The sequence below is a fragment of the Mesorhizobium sp. M7D.F.Ca.US.004.03.1.1 genome (assembly GCF_003998635.1).
Classification (GTDB): domain Bacteria; phylum Pseudomonadota; class Alphaproteobacteria; order Rhizobiales; family Rhizobiaceae; genus Mesorhizobium; species Mesorhizobium loti.
On the sequence record NZ_RZQG01000035.1, the window covers coordinates 1 to 17,886 of the forward strand.

General features: G+C 60.1%; 16 protein-coding genes and 6 pseudogenes. 9 read left to right on the top strand and 13 right to left on the bottom strand.

The window, feature by feature from the left end; translation table 11 throughout:
• Both EN935_RS04190 and EN935_RS04195 read left to right on the top strand, forming a co-directional pair.
• A pseudogene (locus EN935_RS04190) lies at positions 1 to 191 on the top strand (plasmid stabilization protein); the annotation flags it as partial.
• Positions 192 to 213: 22 nt separating this feature from the next.
• Positions 214 to 657, top strand: a complete 444-nt coding sequence (locus EN935_RS04195) for a PPC domain-containing DNA-binding protein (RefSeq protein ID WP_127262155.1) — start codon at positions 214 to 216, stop codon at positions 655 to 657.
• A gap of 28 nt (positions 658 to 685) precedes the next feature.
• On the opposite strand, the gene EN935_RS04200 is transcribed toward EN935_RS04195, so the two are convergent.
• A complete protein-coding gene (locus EN935_RS04200) occupies positions 686 to 1,294 on the bottom strand; it encodes an isochorismatase family cysteine hydrolase (RefSeq protein WP_127262156.1) in 609 nt (202 codons plus the stop codon).
• 254 nt (positions 1,295 to 1,548) lie between these two features.
• Between EN935_RS04200 and EN935_RS04205 the strand changes: the two genes are divergently transcribed.
• Together EN935_RS04205 and EN935_RS04210 are read left to right on the top strand one after the other, a co-directional pair.
• Positions 1,549 to 1,881, top strand: coding sequence for a GFA family protein (locus EN935_RS04205; protein ID WP_206534493.1), 333 nt, complete (start codon positions 1,549 to 1,551; stop codon positions 1,879 to 1,881).
• Between the two features lie 25 nt (positions 1,882 to 1,906).
• On the top strand, positions 1,907 to 2,326 hold the full coding sequence (locus EN935_RS04210) for an HD domain-containing protein (RefSeq protein ID WP_127262158.1): 420 nt from the start codon (positions 1,907 to 1,909) through the stop codon (positions 2,324 to 2,326).
• A gap of 43 nt (positions 2,327 to 2,369) precedes the next feature.
• Here EN935_RS04210 and EN935_RS04215 read toward each other — a convergent pair whose 3' ends face one another.
• The 3 genes from EN935_RS04215 to EN935_RS04225 all read right to left on the bottom strand — a co-directional run bounded on the left by EN935_RS04215 (position 2,370) and on the right by EN935_RS04225 (position 3,258).
• Positions 2,370 to 2,780 (bottom strand): DUF427 domain-containing protein, encoded by a 411-nt coding sequence (locus EN935_RS04215; protein WP_109672700.1) that lies wholly within the window; start codon positions 2,778 to 2,780, stop codon positions 2,370 to 2,372.
• Between the two features lie 39 nt (positions 2,781 to 2,819).
• Positions 2,820 to 3,002 carry a hypothetical protein gene (locus tag EN935_RS04220; protein WP_127262159.1) on the bottom strand — a complete coding sequence of 61 codons (183 nt, stop codon included), beginning with the start codon at positions 3,000 to 3,002 and terminating at the stop codon, positions 2,820 to 2,822.
• Positions 3,003 to 3,069: 67 nt separating this feature from the next.
• A complete protein-coding gene (locus EN935_RS04225; RefSeq protein WP_127262160.1) occupies positions 3,070 to 3,258 on the bottom strand; it encodes a DUF2934 domain-containing protein in 189 nt (62 codons plus the stop codon).
• 168 nt (positions 3,259 to 3,426) lie between these two features.
• Here EN935_RS04225 and EN935_RS04230 point away from each other — a divergent pair, with 168 nt between their 5' ends.
• Complete coding sequence (locus tag EN935_RS04230) at positions 3,427 to 3,783, top strand: hypothetical protein (RefSeq protein ID WP_245463002.1); 357 nt, start codon at positions 3,427 to 3,429, stop codon at positions 3,781 to 3,783.
• A gap of 119 nt (positions 3,784 to 3,902) precedes the next feature.
• A pseudogene (locus EN935_RS04235) lies at positions 3,903 to 4,540 on the top strand (MgtC/SapB family protein).
• 91 nt (positions 4,541 to 4,631) lie between these two features.
• Here the strand turns inward: EN935_RS04235 and EN935_RS04240 are convergent.
• Positions 4,632 to 5,195 carry a hypothetical protein gene (locus EN935_RS04240; RefSeq protein ID WP_245463001.1) on the bottom strand — a complete coding sequence of 188 codons (564 nt, stop codon included), beginning with the start codon at positions 5,193 to 5,195 and terminating at the stop codon, positions 4,632 to 4,634.
• 425 nt (positions 5,196 to 5,620) lie between these two features.
• Positions 5,621 to 5,809 (bottom strand): annotated as a pseudogene (locus EN935_RS04245) (IS5/IS1182 family transposase); the annotation flags it as partial.
• Between the two features lie 112 nt (positions 5,810 to 5,921).
• On the opposite strand from EN935_RS04245, the gene EN935_RS04250 reads away from it, so the two are divergent.
• Both EN935_RS04250 and EN935_RS04255 read left to right on the top strand, forming a co-directional pair.
• Positions 5,922 to 6,176 carry a hypothetical protein gene (locus EN935_RS04250; RefSeq protein WP_126067752.1) on the top strand — a complete coding sequence of 85 codons (255 nt, stop codon included), beginning with the start codon at positions 5,922 to 5,924 and terminating at the stop codon, positions 6,174 to 6,176.
• 283 nt (positions 6,177 to 6,459) lie between these two features.
• A complete protein-coding gene (locus EN935_RS04255; protein WP_245468584.1) occupies positions 6,460 to 7,020 on the top strand; it encodes a response regulator transcription factor in 561 nt (186 codons plus the stop codon).
• 294 nt (positions 7,021 to 7,314) lie between these two features.
• Here EN935_RS04255 and EN935_RS04260 read toward each other — a convergent pair.
• From EN935_RS04260 to glmS, 3 genes and pseudogenes are all read right to left on the bottom strand, one after another.
• Positions 7,315 to 7,592, bottom strand: a pseudogene (locus EN935_RS04260) (alcohol dehydrogenase catalytic domain-containing protein); the annotation flags it as partial.
• Between the two features lie 112 nt (positions 7,593 to 7,704).
• Positions 7,705 to 7,821: pseudogene (locus tag EN935_RS41815) on the bottom strand (addiction module antidote protein, HigA family); the annotation flags it as partial.
• A gap of 37 nt (positions 7,822 to 7,858) precedes the next feature.
• Positions 7,859 to 9,682, bottom strand: a complete 1,824-nt coding sequence (gene glmS / locus EN935_RS04270; protein ID WP_127373182.1) for a glutamine--fructose-6-phosphate transaminase (isomerizing) — start codon at positions 9,680 to 9,682, stop codon at positions 7,859 to 7,861.
• A gap of 428 nt (positions 9,683 to 10,110) precedes the next feature.
• Between glmS and EN935_RS04275 the strand changes: the two are divergent.
• A pseudogene (locus tag EN935_RS04275) lies at positions 10,111 to 11,129 on the top strand (transposase).
• Between the two features lie 609 nt (positions 11,130 to 11,738).
• On the opposite strand, the gene EN935_RS04280 reads toward EN935_RS04275, so the two are convergent.
• The 4 genes from EN935_RS04280 to EN935_RS04295 all read right to left on the bottom strand — a co-directional run bounded on the left by EN935_RS04280 (position 11,739) and on the right by EN935_RS04295 (position 17,844).
• A complete protein-coding gene (locus EN935_RS04280) occupies positions 11,739 to 13,112 on the bottom strand; it encodes an HlyD family type I secretion periplasmic adaptor subunit (RefSeq protein ID WP_281040305.1) in 1,374 nt (457 codons plus the stop codon).
• Positions 13,109 to 14,863 carry a type I secretion system permease/ATPase gene (locus EN935_RS04285; RefSeq protein WP_127262162.1) on the bottom strand — a complete coding sequence of 585 codons (1,755 nt, stop codon included), beginning with the start codon at positions 14,861 to 14,863 and terminating at the stop codon, positions 13,109 to 13,111. The genes EN935_RS04280 and EN935_RS04285 overlap by 4 nt, the downstream gene beginning before the upstream one ends.
• 458 nt (positions 14,864 to 15,321) lie before the next feature.
• Positions 15,322 to 16,581: a polysaccharide biosynthesis/export family protein gene (locus tag EN935_RS04290; RefSeq protein WP_127262163.1), complete on the bottom strand. Its 1,260-nt coding sequence runs from the start codon at positions 16,579 to 16,581 to the stop codon at positions 15,322 to 15,324.
• Positions 16,582 to 16,608: 27 nt separating this feature from the next.
• Complete coding sequence (locus tag EN935_RS04295; protein ID WP_126067747.1) at positions 16,609 to 17,844, bottom strand: hypothetical protein; 1,236 nt, start codon at positions 17,842 to 17,844, stop codon at positions 16,609 to 16,611.
• Positions 17,845 to 17,886 lie beyond the last annotated feature (42 nt).

The window sequence follows — 17,886 nt, forward strand, 5'->3', positions numbered from 1 at the left end:
ACAAGGATGATGGCGGCGGCAAGAAGGAAGGCGGCTCCGGACGCGGCGAGCACACAGGCAATCCGGCGGCACACAAGGGCGGCAGAATCGGCGGCAAGGCCTCGGCGTCACGCTCATCTGCAAGCCGATCGGAATCGGCCAAGAAGGCCGCGGCAACCCGCAAACGAAACGCCGAACACCGCGCCCATTGACTGGGACCCTCGGAGCATCAGCATGAAATCCCAACTCGTCAACGAGGTCAGCGGACAAAGGACATTCGTCGTGGTGCTGGACCCCGGAGAAGAAGCATTCGGCGGGCTTACCGCCTTCGCGGTCGACCAGAAGATCGGCAGCGCTTCCTTGACCGCCATCGGTGCGTTCGAGCGAGCGACCGTCGGCTGGTTTGACCTGAAAGCGAAGACCTACCGCAAGATTCCGATCGACGAACAATGCGAAGTGCTGAGCGCGATCGGCGATATCGCGCTGGGCGACGATGGCAAGCCCAGCGTGCATGTCCATGCGGTGCTCGGATTGAGCGACGGAAGCACAAGAGGTGGGCACCTTCTTGAAGGCATCGTTCGGCCAACGCTGGAAGTCACGCTGGTGGAAGCCCCAGGCCATCTACGCCGCAGCAAGCGTCCGGAACTCGGGGTTGCGCTGATCAACCTGGACGCTTGAGCTTCAAGGAGCGGTCGGCAGTGCGGGTTCACGTCCAGCTCGAGAGAACCGTCTCCATCTCGACTGTCTCGACCTGCTGCGCAAACCGCTGATGATAGACGGTCAGCAGCGCGTCGTGGGTTGCGTCGGAAGAGCTGCACAGCGCGTCCGTGACCAGAACCACGCGATAGCCGAAGTCGATGGCCCCGAGCACCGTGGCCAGAACGCATACATCTGTTTCGCCACCCGTGATGACCAGTGTATCGATATCGCGTGCCATCAGAAGAGCTCTGAGGCTCCCTTCGAACCAGGGCGAGTAGATGTGCTTGTCGATGATTGCGGCTGGCGGGCAATAATTGGCCAATGACGGCAACAGTTCGGCCATTTCGGGTCCGATCGTCTCGATCGTCATCGAAGCCCAGCGCTCGTAGTAGCGCTTCCACGTGCCGACGCCCTGCCCCGCCTTTCGGGCGGGCAGGAACCGCGTAAAGACCGTCTGCGGTGCGCGTCTTTCGACCAGTCTTTCGATTTGTGGGAGGACACGGGTGATCCAGGGTGTTGCCCATTGAGACGGCTCGGCAAACAGCCTCTGCATATCCACGCAGACATGCATGCATCGATCGCCAAGGGGACCATAGGCCAAGCCTGGCATCGACATCAGCGCGTCTCCAACCGGCAGTATGTGTCCACGACAGCTTCCTAGCAAAGACACGCAACGCCAGGTGTCCGGGACTGGTTCCTGAGATGGCACCAGGAACCGACGCAAATGCGTGGCGTTTCCGCTGAGACGAATGGAGCTACTCGCATGAAACCACGCGACGGGGGCCGTAAATCAGCCGGGACACCAACATGGAACTGAGCGGAGGATGTCTCTGCGGCACGGTCCGCTTTCGCGTTGGAGGCGAACCGAGAGTGCATTACTGCCATTGCGACATGTGCCGGCGAGCGACCGGCAGCGCCTTCGCGGTCCTGGCCTGGGTTCCTTCTCACAGCGTCGTCTGGATCAATGCGACGCCAACCTATCGCAGGTCCTCGCCGATCGCCCAGAGGGGTTTCTGCTCCACCTGCGGATCGCCGCTCAGCCTTTTCTATGACGCATCGCCCGGCGAGATCGCGCTGCATGTTGGGACGTTCGACGATCCGGCCCACCTGGAGCCGCGCTACAACTATGGGTCGGGGCAGCGACTTGCCTGGGTTTGCTGTGGAATAGACCTGCCGCACCGCGATACCGAGGAGCGATGGTGAAACCATTGCCTGAAGAGGAAGCCAGATGAGCATCTTTTACCGCGCGGCCAAGATCGCGGAAGAGGTCCATGCGTCGCAACGCGACAAGACCGGGCAGCCTTACATCGAGCATTGCCGGCGTGTCGTTGATGCAGTCGAGACCATGGATCAGAAGGTCGTCGCCTATCTCCATGACGTGCTGGAAAAGGGCGATGGCTGGACGCGGACCAAGCTCGAGGAAGCGGGCTTCGGTCCGACGGTCGCTTCTGCTGTCGACGCCATGTCGCGCAGAGATGGCGAGGAATATTTCGCCTTCGTGCGACGAGCCGCATCGAACCCATTGGCTCTGCCGGTGAAGCGTGCGGATCTGGAAGACAATGTCTGGCAGGCGCGACAAGTTGGGGCATCGACTGTCAAATACGAAGAGGCACTACGCATTCTTGATGAGGAGTTTCCGCGCCGCTAGCATACCCGAAGCCTCAGCCCGGCCCGGTGTGCGCACGAGCGATCTACTCCAAGACGTGGGGCGTATGCCGCTTGTCTTCCGACGGCTCGACATCAATGCGCGCCTTTTCAGGATCGAACGCGCCGTGACCCGCGATTGCCCTCGCCGCAGTGTCGGGAGTTTCATATGCCCACATGAAATCGTCGGCCGAGCTTCCTACGGCATGGACGCGCCAGTAGCTGGCGGTGCCTTTCATCGGGCTTTCGCTCGTGGTGTCGGTCTTTTCGAAAAGGTCGAAATAGATATCTTCGAAAGGGATGTAGAAGACAGGCTCACATCCCTCTTCCCGCAGCACCTTGGCTCGGTCCGTGGCTGCGACTATGGCGTCTGAAAATCGCACGGTCACTGTGCCGGCAAACGGCTCTATGGTCAGTTGGCGCGGGTGGCGTGTTGCAGTTGCGACTGAAGCTTGCATATTGGTTCTCCTTGCCAACAGGCGTTAAGAGATCGAAGGTCATTTGCTCGCAGGCACGGTAGCTGGCTGATCACCGCCGGTCGTGGACTGCGGCCTGACATCCTGATCGACCTGTGGGTTCTTGTTGACCGCGTCGGCGTTGGCTTTCATCGGCTCGGTGTTGTTGTCGCAACCAGCAAGCGTGAGACCAGCGACCAAGATCAGCAATGACAAGGTTTTCATTGTCGAGGCCTCCTCTGGTTGATATCGACCAACGAAGCTCAGGCGTATTGGTTGCCTGGCTTGGTCTTCAGCCGCTGGTGCTTTTCGAGCCAACTCCCACCACTGGACCGGCCGCTTCGTGTTCCGCCTCCGGGCCTTCCGCCTCTATTTCCTGCACGGCCTGGTCCCAGTGTTCCTGCTCTCGTCCGGTCGGTCGGCCCTCTCGCTCCCAGATTTCATAGGCTCGCCGTTTTATGCGCTCTTCCCTGCTGTCCATGACTCGATCCTCCGATCCATCAGTCTCAATTCCAGATGATATTTTTTGTTCCCTTCGGCCGCTGCCGAAGCCGCGATCTTGGGCAAGGCGCTTGTGGATTGCGCGAAGAACCCGCTTGGTATTTTCCGTACCGACATTTCTTCGTGACACACCGACGCCGGCGGATTTATGAATCTGGCCATCGATCGGGGCCCCGGCATGTTCCTCTCCGATCCCATTGCCTGGGCAATGCTTGGGCTGTTGCCCGAAAACAAGGTGACGCCCATGCGGGAATTGCCAAAAGACATTGATGCCGATGTGGTGATCGAAATCGGCAAGCTGCTGGACGACAGCCCGCTTTTCGTCCCGGTGCGGGTTCATGAGCTTGCGATCCGGGTGCGGCAGAGGGTGAAGACCGGTCTGCCGGATCTTTCGATCGAAGAACTGATCGTGGAGATGGCCGCCGTACGCCAACTAGCCATGGCCTTTGATCTGCCAGGATCGGAGAACGTCGTGCGCATCCCGTTGCGCCGCCCGCGCCGCTAGTACTGCGGATTTCAATTTGCTACCGCCGTTGCGAGAGCGCCCCGACACGGCTCGGGAACCTAACGCGCGCCCCAGAATTGGATTGCACGACAATCGACCTTCCAATTCGGTTCCGTCCAATGCCTCTAAATCCAGACTGGCAAGATATCGCGGCGCGGTTGGTTTTGACTGTGCTTGCCGCTGCGATGATAGGACTTGATCGCGAAGCGCGCGGTCATTCGGCAGAACGACTATCCTCGTCGGACTGGCCGCCGCCCTCACGATGGTCCAGGCAAATACTTTGCTGGGAGTTGGCGGCAAGAGCCCCGACTCCTTTGCCTCGATGGATGTGTTGCGCTTTCGGCTTGGCGTGCTGACCGGCGTCGGCTTCATCGGCGGCGGCGCCATCCTTCGTCGTGGCAACCTTGTCAGTGGGGTCACCACGGCCGCGACTTTGTGGGTAATGACGGCGATCGGCTTGGCATTCGGTGGTGGTCAATACGGATTAGGCGCAGCCAGAACGCTGCTGACCTTGTTGACGGTTCTCGTTTTGAAATGGATCGACGTGCGTATTCCACGCGACCATCGTGCTGAACTGGATGTCGCATGCAAGGATGGAAAGGCGGACGATCTACCCGAAATCGTCAAGCCGCTCGGCTACCGGGCGCGGTTGGTCGGGCTTGAACGTGGCCCGGATCGCGACGACGCGGTGTTTTCCTTCGAAATTGGCTGGACCCGGCCGGACCGTAGCGGCCCGCAACGGATTTGCTTGCATTGATCGATCAGCACGCCGAAATCAGAAAGTTCCAGTTGGTCCGCGAGCCTATGCACTGATGGACTGCGTTATGCGCTGGTGAAGACGTGGTCGTTCAACGCACCGCTGCGCGAAGCGCTGATATGAAAAGCACCAGCAACGCCAAGGCATTGAGGCCGGCGGCGATGGCGTGCGAATATTCCCACTGGCGCCGCAGCAGCTCCCAGTTTTCGGGCAGAACGGTCCAGTTCCGGGTTGCCTGGTTGATCGGATAGGTCAGCGTCCAGAAGGCAAGTTGGGTGGCACCGATGCTGATGAAGGCAAGGACAACAAGGCCGAAAGCCCCACCTGACCGGTAAAGCAAGACTGCCAGGGCGGCTGTGGAGAGCAATGCCCCGAGCACGACGATGCCGAACAGGCTCCAGCCATCATAGGCGCGTTGCGCGGCCAGATAGCTCGTCCCGTCGAGCTTCATCTTGTTGAACATCGAGAAGAAGTGCGCTGCGGCCGGGACAAAGGCCAATGCGACGAAGATGAAGCTGATCACCCTCAGACCATAAATTGCCATATCCAGTCTCCTCTCCAACCAGAGAGCTAGGGCAATCGACGAGGTTAACCAGCCGCAGGCCTCTTGGACGGCGCCGTCCCGATCCATTGATCCCGGCGCGGTGCCGTTCACACCTTGCCCACCCCCCGGGCACCGGGTGATCGGCATCCCGGACGCCAAAGATTGATCACCCGCTATCATTATGTTAGCATCACCTAATGAAAAGTCCGACGTATACTGTCTATTCGCCTCCGGTGAGCGGGCTCCCCTTCCTGGCTGTCGCCATAGTCGATGGCAGCACGGTGGCGATTCCATTCGACACTCGAGCGCAAGCAGTGGAACACAACCGCACTTCTTCCGAGCGTCTGGAGCTGACGCAGCCTTTGAGCCGCCGGCAATAGGGTAGAACCCCGCCGCCCCATTCACGGCCGCGGCGCGGCGCCCCTAGGGATCGCGGGACTTGCTGAGGCGTTGGAACCCCTGCAGCTCCTGCCTTGCCAGTTGTGGCGCTACCCGGCCATAGCGCATACAGCCATTTGAGTTGCAGTGGTGGCGGCGACAGATGTGCTGTCGATCATCTGGATGTCGCCGTCATGCGCGGCCGTAACGGCGTCCATCAGCCGGTCCCACAGATCTGCTTTTCGTCATCGCACGAAGCGGTTGTAGCACGGCACGCCTCTCGGCCCGTTGGGCAAGAGCGGCTCGATCACATGCCACTCGAAGTCGGTCAGATCGTATCGGCGCATGGGCAGTCTGAATCACAAACTGGCGGAACATGAAAGCTCCATACTTGCGCGAGCACGGTCGACGCGGACATTATGCCAGTCGCTGCATACGGACCTGTGAAGAGGTAGCAAGATGCAATACGCGACGGGGCAGAAGATGAAAGTTGGCGACGAGGTAGTCGCCGATGGCATGAGAGGCTTGATTGTCTGCGATTTTGATACCCGCGAGTTTGCAGTAGGCTATGACACTTGGGACATGCCTACGACCGAAATGCTCGGCGGCGGCACTCTGTCATCCGGCGTCATGATCGAAACCGCCGCAGCGGGCATGATCCACTATGTGGAAGGAAGCGGCGTGATCGACCACATCTCATCCCAAAGCCGGTAGCCGGCAAACCGCAGCCCTCCTAGCTCGCCTGCCCGGGTTTATGAGTTCATGGCCTAGCAGATTGGACGTGCTGAAATAGCTGGACTACCACCTATTGGTACGGTGCAATCGCCCCGTTGGTCTCTTATTCTTTCTTGTCCGGTTCCTCGAAATGGATCGTGGCTCGTTCGCGACACAGCGGTTCGCGCTGCGAGCCGATTGTAGCGATCATGGTTGCGCCCCGCGTTGACTGTTGTGTGGCTCCGCCGATCGCGATGCAAGGATCGCGCGAAAAGGAGTTCGCATGGCAAGCCCCGTTTTTGGCTTTGTTACTCAGACGCTGTACGCGCGGGTTAGCGAACTCAAGGGTAACCTGACAGCTTGCGGTGTGTCGCCGGGACTGGCCTGCGCATTGCATTGCCCCGGGCCAGGTAGCGCGACAATGTATTCGGTTGTCCTCGCTGACGATCATCCTTTGCTGCTTCGCGGATTGCAGGGTGTGCTGAAAGCCGCGCCGGATTTCAATGTGCTGGCAGCAACGGCGAGCGGGGTGCAAGCGTTATCGCTCATTAGCGATCTCCGACCCGATCTGGCCGTGCTTGATGTCTCCATGCCGAATGTTGGCGGGCTGGCGATTCAGCGAACCGTTCTTCAGGAGCGGTTACCGGTGAAGGTAATTTTCCTCACCGCCTCTCTAACAGGCCGCCAGATCGCGGACGCAATTTCAATGGGGGTGTGGGGCATCCTCTTAAAGGAGTATGCCACCGAAGTACTCTTGGACTGCATGCGGCAGGTCGCACGCGGAGAGAAGTGGCTGCCGCCGGAGCTAGTAGCCAGGGCAACGAGCGCCGGGCCATGCCCATAGGCAATCGTCTGCGGTCCGCGGGTCCCTTCATGAGACTTTCGTACGCCGGCGCCCGAACACTTCAGCATCTCGGTCATTCAGGCTGATTCTCAATGATGGAACGGCGGCATTCACTTTTGCCGTTTTTTTGTCGGACGCCAGGGTTCAGACATTCATACGGCCGCTATTGCTGGATGGTTGTCTGCGGCGTTCGGTCTCACCGTGGCTGGGCTCTGCTTCTCCTGGCTAGCAGAACCGAGGATCATCTTGTTGACTTTACGCTGACGACAATCGCTGCTTATTGTTCATTTTTCACGACCTGCACTGCCGGCATTCGGGCGTGTGGAGCGGGATGGCGTGATCGCCCTTCTTGACCATGGTGACACCTTGCCGACAACGAAGCTGGCGCCCTCATGGCCGAGGATCGCCGGAAACAGGCCTTCGAGATCGGCGACCGACATCGTGAATTCGTCGGTGTGGCAGATGCCGATCGCCTTGATCTCCACCAGCACCTCGCCCTCGCGCGGACCGTCGCGGTCGACCTCCATGATCTCCAGCGGCTTTCCGGCAGCGACAGCGGCGCGGGTTTTCATCTTTCTCTCCCAATGAGTGTTCTGCCGAGCCGAAACGCAGGCGCCTTCTGATCAATTATGCGGCGACCTTGGTGGCCCGGCGGGGAACCCCCAACATGGCGGTAAAGCCCTTGATGCGTTCGATACGAGTGCCTGGAAGATTGAGCTTCACCAGCGCGCCGGCACTCATGCCGAGCGGGACGAGATATTCTTGAAGCAGGAATGCTCCAGGATGAACTGGACTGCGGATGTCATGCGGCCCTATCTCCCAATTTGCGACGCAAAACCTACTCCACCGTCACCGATTTCGCCAGATTGCGCGGCTGGTCGACGTCGGTGCCCATGAACACGGCGGTGAAGTAGGCCAGCATCTGGATCGGCAACGCGTAGATGATCGGCGATATGATTTCCGGCACGTCGGGCAGCACGATCGTCTCCATCGTCTTGACGCTGGTCAGCGCCGCACCCTTGCTGTCGGTGATCAGGATGATCTTGCCGCCACGCGCCGCCACTTCCTGCATGTTCGACACGGTCTTTTCGAAAATACGGTCGTGCGGCGCGATGACGATGACGGGCATGTTCTCGTCGATCAGTGCGATCGGGCCATGCTTCAGCTCGCCCGCGGCATAGCCCTCGGCATGGATGTAGGAGATTTCCTTGAGCTTCAACGCGCCTTCCATGGCCAGCGGGAAATTGGTGTCGCGGCCGAGATAGAGCACGTCCTTGTAGCGCGAGAGTTCGCGCGCGATCCGTTCGATCTGCTCTTCGAGCTTAAGCACCTGGTTGGCATAGCGCGGCGCTTCCGAAAGCGCGCGCACCAGCGCCTTTTCCTCTTCCTTCGAGATCGTGCCACGGGCTACGCCGGCGCGCACCGCAAGCGATGCCAGGACCGAAAGCTGACAGGTAAAGGCCTTGGTGGAGGCAACGCCGATCTCCGGCCCGGCCAGCGTCGGCAGCACCACGTCGGATTCGCGCGCCATGGTCGATTCGCGCACGTTGACGATCGCGCCGATCTTCATTCCCGCCTTGCGGCAGTAGCGCAGCGAGGCCAGCGTGTCAGCGGTCTCGCCCGATTGCGAGATGAAGAAGGCCGCATCATTCTTCGACAACGGCATTTCACGGTAGCGGAATTCGGAGGCGACATCGATGTCGACCGGCAGCCGCGCGTAGCGCTCGAACCAGTATTTGCCGATCAGGCCTGCGAGATACGCCGTACCGCAGGCCGAAATCGCCAGCCGGTTGATCTCTGCGAAATCGAAAGGCAGGTCGAGCGGCTTGGAGACGCCGCCGACAAAATCCAGATAATTCGCCAGCGTGTGCGAGATCACCTCGGGCTGCTCATGGATTTCCTTTTCCATGAAATGGCGCCGGTTGCCCTTGTCGACCATGAAGCTGGTCGACAGCGACTGCTGGCGCTTGCGGTCGACCTTTTTGCCGTCGATATCGAAGATCTCAACACCGTTGCGGCGCACCACCGCCCAGTCGCCATCTTCGAGATAAGTGATCGAATTGGTGAACGGGGCGAGCGCGATGGCGTCGGAGCCCAGGAACATCTCGCCATCGCCATGGCCGACGGCCAAAGGCGGGCCATTGCGGGCACCGACGATCAGGTCCTCGTCGCCCTTGAACATGATGGCCAGCGCGAAGGCGCCTTCCAGCCGCTTCAGCGCCTGGTGCGCGGCCTCGACCGGCTTCAGCCCCTTGGCCAGTTCGCGCGCCACCAGATGCGCCACAACTTCGGTGTCGGTCTGCGATGAGAAAGAATACCCGTCGCGGATCAGCTCGTCGCGCAGTTCGGCGAAATTCTCGATGATGCCGTTGTGGACGATGGCGACGCCGTCGGAAAAATGCGGATGCGCATTGGTCTCGTTGGGCACGCCATGCGTCGCCCAGCGTGTGTGACCGATGCCGATCGTGCCGGCGAGTGGATCGTCCTTGAGCCGGCGCTCGAGATTGATCAGCTTGCCTCCGGCGCGGCGGCGGCCAAGCTCACCATGCTCGATAGTGGCGACGCCGGCCGAGTCATACCCGCGATATTCCAGCCGCTTCAGCGCATCGACGATGAGCGGCGCAACCTGCGAATGGCCGACGATTCCAACAATACCGCACATGGCCTCGTCCCCAATAGCCAGCATAATCCGGGCTTATTGCCGAAAACCACATTACCCATCCTTGATTGCGGGCTGATCGTTCGTTTGGAGGAGCCGGCCGACTTAATCGGAACTGAAATGTCGCGCTTTGAAATCCGAAGAGGCCGAGAGGGCGCAGCTCCAGGCAGCAGGCCTGCGCAATCGCTGAGGCAGCCCGCCCCGGCGAAGAGTGTTCGTTTGAATGATGCGCGACCGCCAGCCGAGGCGCAGTTTGACTCAGCCGGCAACCACGACACATCCCCAACAGCCGGTTAGGCCCGGCCGCCTGATGCCCCAACCCAGAGCTGTCGGGCCGCTTGATCTGTCTGGGGACGCGAAAGTCATGGGGACAGAGCTGGCTTTGCGAATCTGGAAACCGGCAACGTGGTTGCCGCGAATCAAGAGAGACCATGACGAAGCGCACGCGACGCGACCACACACCGGCTTTCAAGGCCAAGGTGGCTCTGACTGCCATCAAGGGCGAAAAGACGCTGGCCGAGTTCGCTAAGCTTTTCGATGTTCACCCGAACCAAATCACAGCCTGGAAGGCGCAACTCCTTGACGGCACCGCCGGCGTCTTCGGCTCGAGCGTTGCGAGCGCCGAGGCGCCATCGGTGGATTTGAAGGCCCTTCACGCCAAGATCGGAGAGCTGGCACTGGAGAATTGTTTTTTGGAATGCGCGCTTATCAAGGCCGGCATGCTGAGCGTAAAGCGATAATCGACCGCAACCACGACCTTCCCACACTAGGCGCGGCCGGTGTCAGCCAAGGACCTCGCGCTGGTGCGCCGCATCGATGAACTGCAGCTAGATACCCGTTCGCGGGTGCGCGACATTTCCCAACCGCGAGGGCGTCGCTGATGAAGCGCATGGGCGTCGAGGCGATCTATCGCCGACCGAACACCTCGAAACCCGCGCCAGGCAACAATCTATCCCTATCTCCCCCGCTCTGAAGGTCGATCGTCCGAACCAGATCTAGCGATGGACATCACCTTTATCTCGCTGGCGCGCGACTTTGTCCGTCTGGCCGCCGTCGTCCACTGGTTCAGCCAGCGCGTGCTCAGCTATCGCGTGTCGATTACGATGGAAGCGGGCTTCTGTCTCGAAGCGCTGAACAACGCCCTGACAAAATGTAGCGCGCCCGGCATTTGCGACACCGATCAGGGCAGCCACCAGCGAGCTCTTCGCCGATGTCCTGATCCCAACGAAATAGCGATCAGCATGGATGGCAGGGGCGCATGGCGCGACAATGTCTTCGTCGAGCGCATCTGGAAATTGGACAAGTGTGAAGAAGTCTATCTGAATGCCGAGGACGGCGTCGCTATCGCGCGCCTTCTCGTGGCCGATACCTGGATTTTTATAGTCGACCGCGCCCCTATTTCAGCCTTGACCGGCGCATGCCGGACACGAGGCAGACTTTGGTCCGATGACATCATGGCGGCGGCATGAATTTCCGCCGCCGGGTGTGGATGCGACTACGGTCGGTCTATCGCCCTCCCGGCGTCACACACGACACCAGCGCAATCGAATGATCGAAATCCGGCGGAACGCCACTTATCATTTGGGGGAAACTGTTCAGACAACCGGAGCCAGCGCTGCCGCCCGCATCATGGAGGGGCAAGGATGCGGAGAGCGAAGGCCGTCCGCGTCAATCCGAGGATTGCGTTCTGAAATCCAGAGCCTCCAGTCGCGACTGGAGCTTACATCAAGGCAAATAGCGAGTCCTCGAATGAGATCGATAGATTCAGGCTCCAATGGAGCGACGCGGTGAAAGGCAGGTTGCCGAAGGTTGGCTGCCCTCACCAAGGAGGCCGAGACCGACAAGCTGAACCACCAATTTTTCACAGCTTTCGCTGCACCGGGCATCCGATCAGATCCAACTGGATGTCCGCCGGCCGCAGGAGAGCGTTGAGACCAAGATTCCCGTGACGGCGGAGCGGGCGGCGCGTGCCATACTACGCGTTGGGCGGAGGACGTTCACCGCGTCTTAAGAGCAAGAGCTGCTCATAATTGCGGCTCGCTTCCAACAGTTCGCCGCCTCATTGGCGGAAGGCCCGCGACATCTGATCGGTAAGAGGCTTCAGGAGATAAGACCAGACCGAGCGTTCGTCGGTCCTGATGTGAACCTCGGCCGGCATACCCGGTTTCAGCACCTTGGCATCGGTCAGGCAGGCCGCCTTGTTCTCGACGTCGACGCGTGCCGAGAAATACGAGAGCTGGTGTTGTTGATCCTTGATCAGGTCCGCCGAAATGCGCTTGACCGATCCTTGGCAAGCCGGCGTCGTGCCGGCATCGAAAGCCGGGAACCGGATCGACACCCGTTGACCGGGACGAATGTCATCTATGCGCGATGGGGGGATCAACGCATCGACGACGAGGTTGTCGGCGTCGGGGACAATCATCATGAGCACTTCCCCAGGAGCGATCACGCCGCCAATTGTGTGGATGGAGGATTCCTGTATCGTGCCCGATTGCGGAGCGCGGATGCTCGTTTTCGTCAACTCGTCTTGCGCCACAACCTGGCGCTCGTTGAGTTCGGTCTGCTTGGCTTCCGTTTCACGAAGTTCGCTGGTGACCTCACTGCGCCTTTGTTCATCGAGCTGAAGGACCTGCAGTTCGGTCTCGCTGATTCGGCCTTGCGCCTCAGCAACCGCCGCCGCGAGTCGTCCTGACTCTCCGTGCGCCCGGGTGGCATCCAATCTGACGTTGCTCAGTCTCTCCTTGGGCACCAATTTTTTTGAGAAGAGCGCTTGGATATCGGCAAGATCCCCGTCCAGCAGGACCACGGACTGGTCTTCGGCGGTCTGTTGCGCCTTGAGGCCATCGATCTGACGTTCGAGTTGCTTCGAGCGGCTTTGCAATTGCGCCTTCTGTCCCGTCAACGCAGCTGCACGGCTTTCGAACAGGGCGCGCTCGCCGCTGACGAGCGCTGCGAGTTGCGGATCGCCCATGCGCATCCGAAGGCCGGACGGAAGCTGCATTTCCGGCAGACCTTGTCGCTCTGCCTCCAGCCGGGCAAGACGAACGGTCGTGCGATCGAGATCCTCACTGATTATCTGCAGGTTGGCCCGTGTCAGCGTGTCGTCCAGCCTGGCCACCACATCGCCAGCCCGCACATGGTCCCCGTCTTGTGCGAAGATGCCTCCGATCGTGCCGCCGGTCAGATGCTGGACTTTTTTTGTGTTGCTTTCGACCACCACGGTGGCAGGCGCAATCACCGCGCCGGCGATCTTGGTCAAACCCAGCCAAAGCCCTCCGCCGGCAATCAACAGAGCCGTGATCACCAAGCCAAGAATGAGATTGGCTCGGATATCGTCCCGCGCATCGACTGCATTCGCCCCGGACCTCCGGTTTCCATCGCCAATCGGAGCGCATGTCGACAGGGTAATATCAGACAAAAGATAGTACCTCACGCATGACCGCTTATTCCTTTCTGCATCGGGACGGCCGATGCAGACCGGGCTGCGGTGGAGGGGAATGGCCGGATAACGTTCGCCAAGACTTCCTCGCGCGAGCCGAACGAATGAAGCGTCCCATTCGCCATGACAAGTACGCTATCGATATTGGTGAGGGCAGAAGGACGGTGGGCAACAACGATGACAATGCCACCACGCCGGCGCACCGCCAGGATCGCCCCGGCCAGCGCGGCGTCGCCGTCGACGTCCAGATTTGAATTGGGCTCGTCGAGGACGACAAGGAATGGATCGCCATAAAGGGCCCTGGCGAGCCCGACGAGTTGCCTCTGTCCGGACGACAGGGCTGCGCCTCCCTCGCCTACGCGTGTTTGAAAACCATCCGGCAAACGCATGATCATCTTGTCGACGCCAGCGGCCCTGGCGGCTGCGAGCACACCCTTGGCGTCGCCCGCGCCGCCAAATCGCGAAATGTTGTCGGCAACGGTTCCGTCAAACAATTCAACGTCCTGTGGGAGGTAGCCGACATAGGCGCCAAGCTGTTCATGGCCCCATTGATCAAGCGAAGCTTCGTCCAATCGAACCATTCCGCGCAGCGGCTGCCACACTCCCACCAACGCGCGCACAAGTGTGGTTTTGCCGGAACCGCTTGGGCCGACAATGGCCATCCCCGCCCCACTGGATAAATGAAAGCTCACGTTGGTCACGGTCGGCTTTTGCTGGCCTGGCGGCGCTATTGTCAGATCCTCGACCGCCAGCATCGCCTCTGGCCGTGGCAGTTGCATGAGCTCGCCGCGGCTGCCAAAGGCGGCGAGCGCCGCCGTCAGTTGGGAATAGCTCTGCCGGAACGAGACAAACCCTCTCCAGTTGGCGAGCGCCGCATCAACTGGGGCCAAAGAGCGGCCGAGCAATATAGACGATGCTATGATCACACCCGGCGAAGCCTCCCCCCCGATCACGAGATACGCACCAAGTCCCAGAACAGAAGACTGCAAAGCCATACGGAGCGCCCTCGACAGTGAGCCAGTGGCGCCGACAATGTCGGAGAGCCGCTCCTGGTGCGCAAGATATGCGTGATTGATCTCACTCCAGCGCCCGGCGAGCCGCCCGGAAAGGCCCATGGCGCGCACGACCTCCGCATTGCGGCGGCCGGAATCGGCCAGGTTGCGTTGCGATACGAGTGTCTCAGACGCCCGTGCGGCTGGTCCGCGGCCAAGGATTTCCGCGATCACGGTGAGCAGCACGACAACAATTGCACCGCTCGTTGCCAGCAGACCGAGCGACGGATGCAGCAGATAGATGACCAGCAGATAGAATGGTATCCACGGAGCGTCGAAGATGACAGTCGGCCCCAATCCGGAAAGGAAGGCGCGCAACTGATCAAGATCGCGAAGCGGCTGCAGCCGGCTCGCATTCTGCCCGCCGAGGAGCGGCAGGGAAAGCGAGAGAGCGAAGACCTGTTGCTGCAGAGTTTTATGGAGGCGATTGCCGATTCGAACCAGCAGGCGAAGCCGCACGAAATCCAGCAATCCATAAACGGCGTAAAGGCCCAGCATACCGATCGTAAATCCGACAAGTGTCGGAACACTTTGCGAAGGCAAAACGCGATCGTAGATTTGCAGCATATAGACGGAGCCGGTCAGCGCGAGAATGTTTATGACCGCCGAGAACGCGCCAACGCCTACCAGCGCAGGCGCGGAGCCCAGCATAGCGGCACGCAGGTCGGGCGAAAGTTTTCCGCCGGGGTTCATAGCTCGTGACTTCTGATGAGAAATCGTCGCGCAAGCTCGCTGGCCTTACCGGCCAAGGACAGTTTTTCGGTTTTCAGGGGCGTTCCCTCTTCGCTGTATCATATTACGCCCCGCTAACTTATGTGCCCTTTGGCCCAAATGTAGCGAAATCGTGACGGCGGCCCGAGAAACGTGGAATTGACATATTAAATCGGTGGAAAACGGGAAGAAGCCGCCATTTCAAGTGAGATGGATGGCTGCGCATGTCGCATGCTGCAAGTCAGATCGGCACCGCCACAATCCTTTTCGGCGGCGTTTCGCCCGTCCGGACGCAGACGCCGGTTCCCGACTCAGGATTCACTTCCGCAACCGTTGAGCCTGGAGTTCGGTCTTGCCGTGATCTTCCGATCGGTTGCGTTCGATGGCCTTTACGAAGCAGTGAGCCCGAGCCATCGTTATCGGCCCGCAATCGAGGCCGCCTACTGGACTGCCGCGCTTTGCAGATCAGTGCTGAACCTGGCCTCGACGGTGTCCCCCGGCATCACAATCGTATCTTCACCGGCCGCTAGTTTGCGCCACTCCTCGCTCATCTTGCGGACGATCGTGACCTGCGCCCGGATTGTTTCACCGGCAATCGGCAATGGCTGGGCGGATGCCCCGGTCGGTTGCAGCTTCTCGCTGGCAGCGTGGAGTTTGGTGGTGACGTCGGCAAGCCGCGCGTTGGTATCCTTCAGATCGATCAGCAAACCGATCTTCCTCTGATTCTCGTTGCGCTCGTGCTGCCTGACATAGTCCTCCTGCTGGCGTCGCGCCCGCATGAGTTCGACCGACGTTTGAAGCGCGCCACTTGAAGAGAGAAGCAAGGCGCGTCTGACATCGGCGAGCCGGTTGTTGGTCAGGTTACCTGACTCAAAAACCTTTGTTACGCGCGCCAGGTCTTCCTGATCCGCTTTCACGCCCTCGGCCTCGACCTGTTCGCGCTTCTGCAACACCTCGATTTGATCCGCTGTGTCCTTCTCGCCCTTCTCAAGAAAAGCCTGCTCCTGCTGGAAATCGCTCAGCGCAATCTTCAGCCCATCTCCTTCGGCCTGGGCGATCGCTGCTCCTATACTGGGAGACAGAGGTGATCCTTGTGGTATCTGCGTGTCGAAATCCGCCTGGTCTTGAAGTTCGGCGCGGAGCCGGGCGGCGTGAAAATAGTCCTTGGTGTAGTCACCCCACAATGTTTCGTAGTCTCGCCTGAGATCAACCGGATCCGGTCCGGTCTGGCCCGCCCGTGACCGCAAAAGGCTGAAGCCGCCGGCGACGGCGAGCGCCTGCCGCACGGTCATGAGCGGACGATAGGCCTGTTGTCCCGGGGTAAGCACGTCGCCCATCACATAGATCGGACGGTAATCGGCGATGGTTGCGGTCACATCGTCTGGCTTGATAACGACCATTTGCTCCCTGCCGTCGGGCAGGCGCACATGAAAAATCTTGGTCGGCAGAAGCGTTTGCATGCGCGTCTGCAATTCGGACCCCGTGAGGCCTGCGACCATGACCATTCCGACTTCGGGAAGCGCGATATTGCCATCCATCTGGACCACAGCTCGCTGCGTTCGATCCGCAATTGACGCTATCCCGATCTCGACGGCATCGCCAGGTGACAGTTTATAAGGTTCGATATCGCCGGCGACAGCCATCGATGTCAGGCACATGACGGCAACTGAAGCAAGAGCGGTTCGTTCAGGGAAGGCCATCTGCGACAATCTCCTTCTGCGTCGACATCAACTCCGAGGCCATTCAACACGGGCAACGAAATCGTAGACCGGGCCCCCGGGGACGCCCCAATTGCTCGACCAGACTATCTGTGAGCCGTCTGGAGACGGCGAGGCATGCGTCTCGCTCCAGTAGTCAAACGGAGCATTCAGCGTGTTGACGATGCGGCGCACCTCCCCGCTGCCGTCCGTGCGCAGCGCAACGACCTGCTGCGAATATGGCGCCCAATCCTTGTGCTTCGATACCTCGGCGGGTATCCCGGCATAGCTGACAAACACCCAGCCGGGCCTGTCCAGAGATCTGAGGGACGCATGCTGGGCTTCGCCATATTTCATCAGCGCGGTGACCTTGCCGTCGCCCAAACGCCGCTTGATCACTTGATACTTGTCCGGATCCGATTTGCTTATGCCGACGTAGATTTCGCTGCCGTCGGCATCGATCGTCATATCGCCATGGCCGGGGCGATGATGCTCCGCCCACTTCTGGCGCAAGGCGCCATCAATTGAAAAGATGAAGCTCGGTTCATTACCGTCCGGCAATTCCTGGAAACACAGAATGTTGATCCCTAACGGAGAGATCGAGCAGTAGTGGGTGGTCCCCGGAAGCTGGGCCAGATCGATATCCGCAAACTTCCGCTGCAGCCTGAGGTCGTAGCCAAAGACCACCGCTTTGCCGTCATTGCGCGTCGCAAGCACCGCAATGCGGTTGCCGTCGAGGCTCGGATTGCCCTTGTACGGCCCGAACTGCAGATCGTCATAGGCTGACGAGACGAACACCACCTCTTCATGGTCGGTGCGTGGCGCCCAGGTCGAAATCCGCCGACCACCCACGCAAATCATCAGATTGGGATCCTTGGGATGCCATTCGCATTCGGTCGAGCGATCGCGGCGGAACATTGGAACATAGGTACGCCCGTCGAGAAAGCACATGCCCCCACAACCATTGGCGATAAGGAAAAGGCTTTGGTCCGCATTCCACGCCTGGGCGCTTGAATAACGGTGGCTACAATAGTTCCTGCCGCATGTGATCCCTGAGCCGAGGATTCCGGGTTTGGTGATCCGCACGAAAATGGTGCCAGATGCCGGATCCTTTTTTGGACGCAGATAGTCCGGCAGGTTTTCCGCTGCCGGTAGGGCCGACTGCTCCATTGCGCCGCTTTCCCGGCCCCCGCTCATGTAGACACCCAGAGACAGGGCACCGGCAATCAGCAACAACACCAGAAAATGCCGCCGGAGCAGGGTCATGTCATGTAGCCCTTTTCGCGGCGTACCCGGCCTTCGCTAAGC

Coding starts and splice junctions, on each gene's coding strand:
- EN935_RS04255 (WP_245468584.1), top strand. CDS start 6,460: ATGGCAAGCCCCGTTTTTGGCTTTGTTACTCAGACGCTGTACGCGCGG.
- EN935_RS04230 (WP_245463002.1), top strand. CDS start 3,427: ATGAATCTGGCCATCGATCGGGGCCCCGGCATGTTCCTCTCCGATCCC.
- EN935_RS04290 (WP_127262163.1), bottom strand. CDS start 16,581: ATGGCCTTCCCTGAACGAACCGCTCTTGCTTCAGTTGCCGTCATGTGC.
- EN935_RS04220 (WP_127262159.1), bottom strand. CDS start 3,002: ATGAAAACCTTGTCATTGCTGATCTTGGTCGCTGGTCTCACGCTTGCT.
- EN935_RS04295 (WP_126067747.1), bottom strand. CDS start 17,844: ATGACCCTGCTCCGGCGGCATTTTCTGGTGTTGTTGCTGATTGCCGGT.
- EN935_RS04285 (WP_127262162.1), bottom strand. CDS start 14,863: ATGAACCCCGGCGGAAAACTTTCGCCCGACCTGCGTGCCGCTATGCTG.
- glmS (WP_127373182.1), bottom strand. CDS start 9,682: ATGTGCGGTATTGTTGGAATCGTCGGCCATTCGCAGGTTGCGCCGCTC.
- EN935_RS04225 (WP_127262160.1), bottom strand. CDS start 3,258: ATGGACAGCAGGGAAGAGCGCATAAAACGGCGAGCCTATGAAATCTGG.
- EN935_RS04195 (WP_127262155.1), top strand. CDS start 214: ATGAAATCCCAACTCGTCAACGAGGTCAGCGGACAAAGGACATTCGTC.
- EN935_RS04215 (WP_109672700.1), bottom strand. CDS start 2,780: ATGCAAGCTTCAGTCGCAACTGCAACACGCCACCCGCGCCAACTGACC.
- EN935_RS04200 (WP_127262156.1), bottom strand. CDS start 1,294: ATGTCGATGCCAGGCTTGGCCTATGGTCCCCTTGGCGATCGATGCATG.
- EN935_RS04210 (WP_127262158.1), top strand. CDS start 1,907: ATGAGCATCTTTTACCGCGCGGCCAAGATCGCGGAAGAGGTCCATGCG.
- EN935_RS04250 (WP_126067752.1), top strand. CDS start 5,922: ATGCAATACGCGACGGGGCAGAAGATGAAAGTTGGCGACGAGGTAGTC.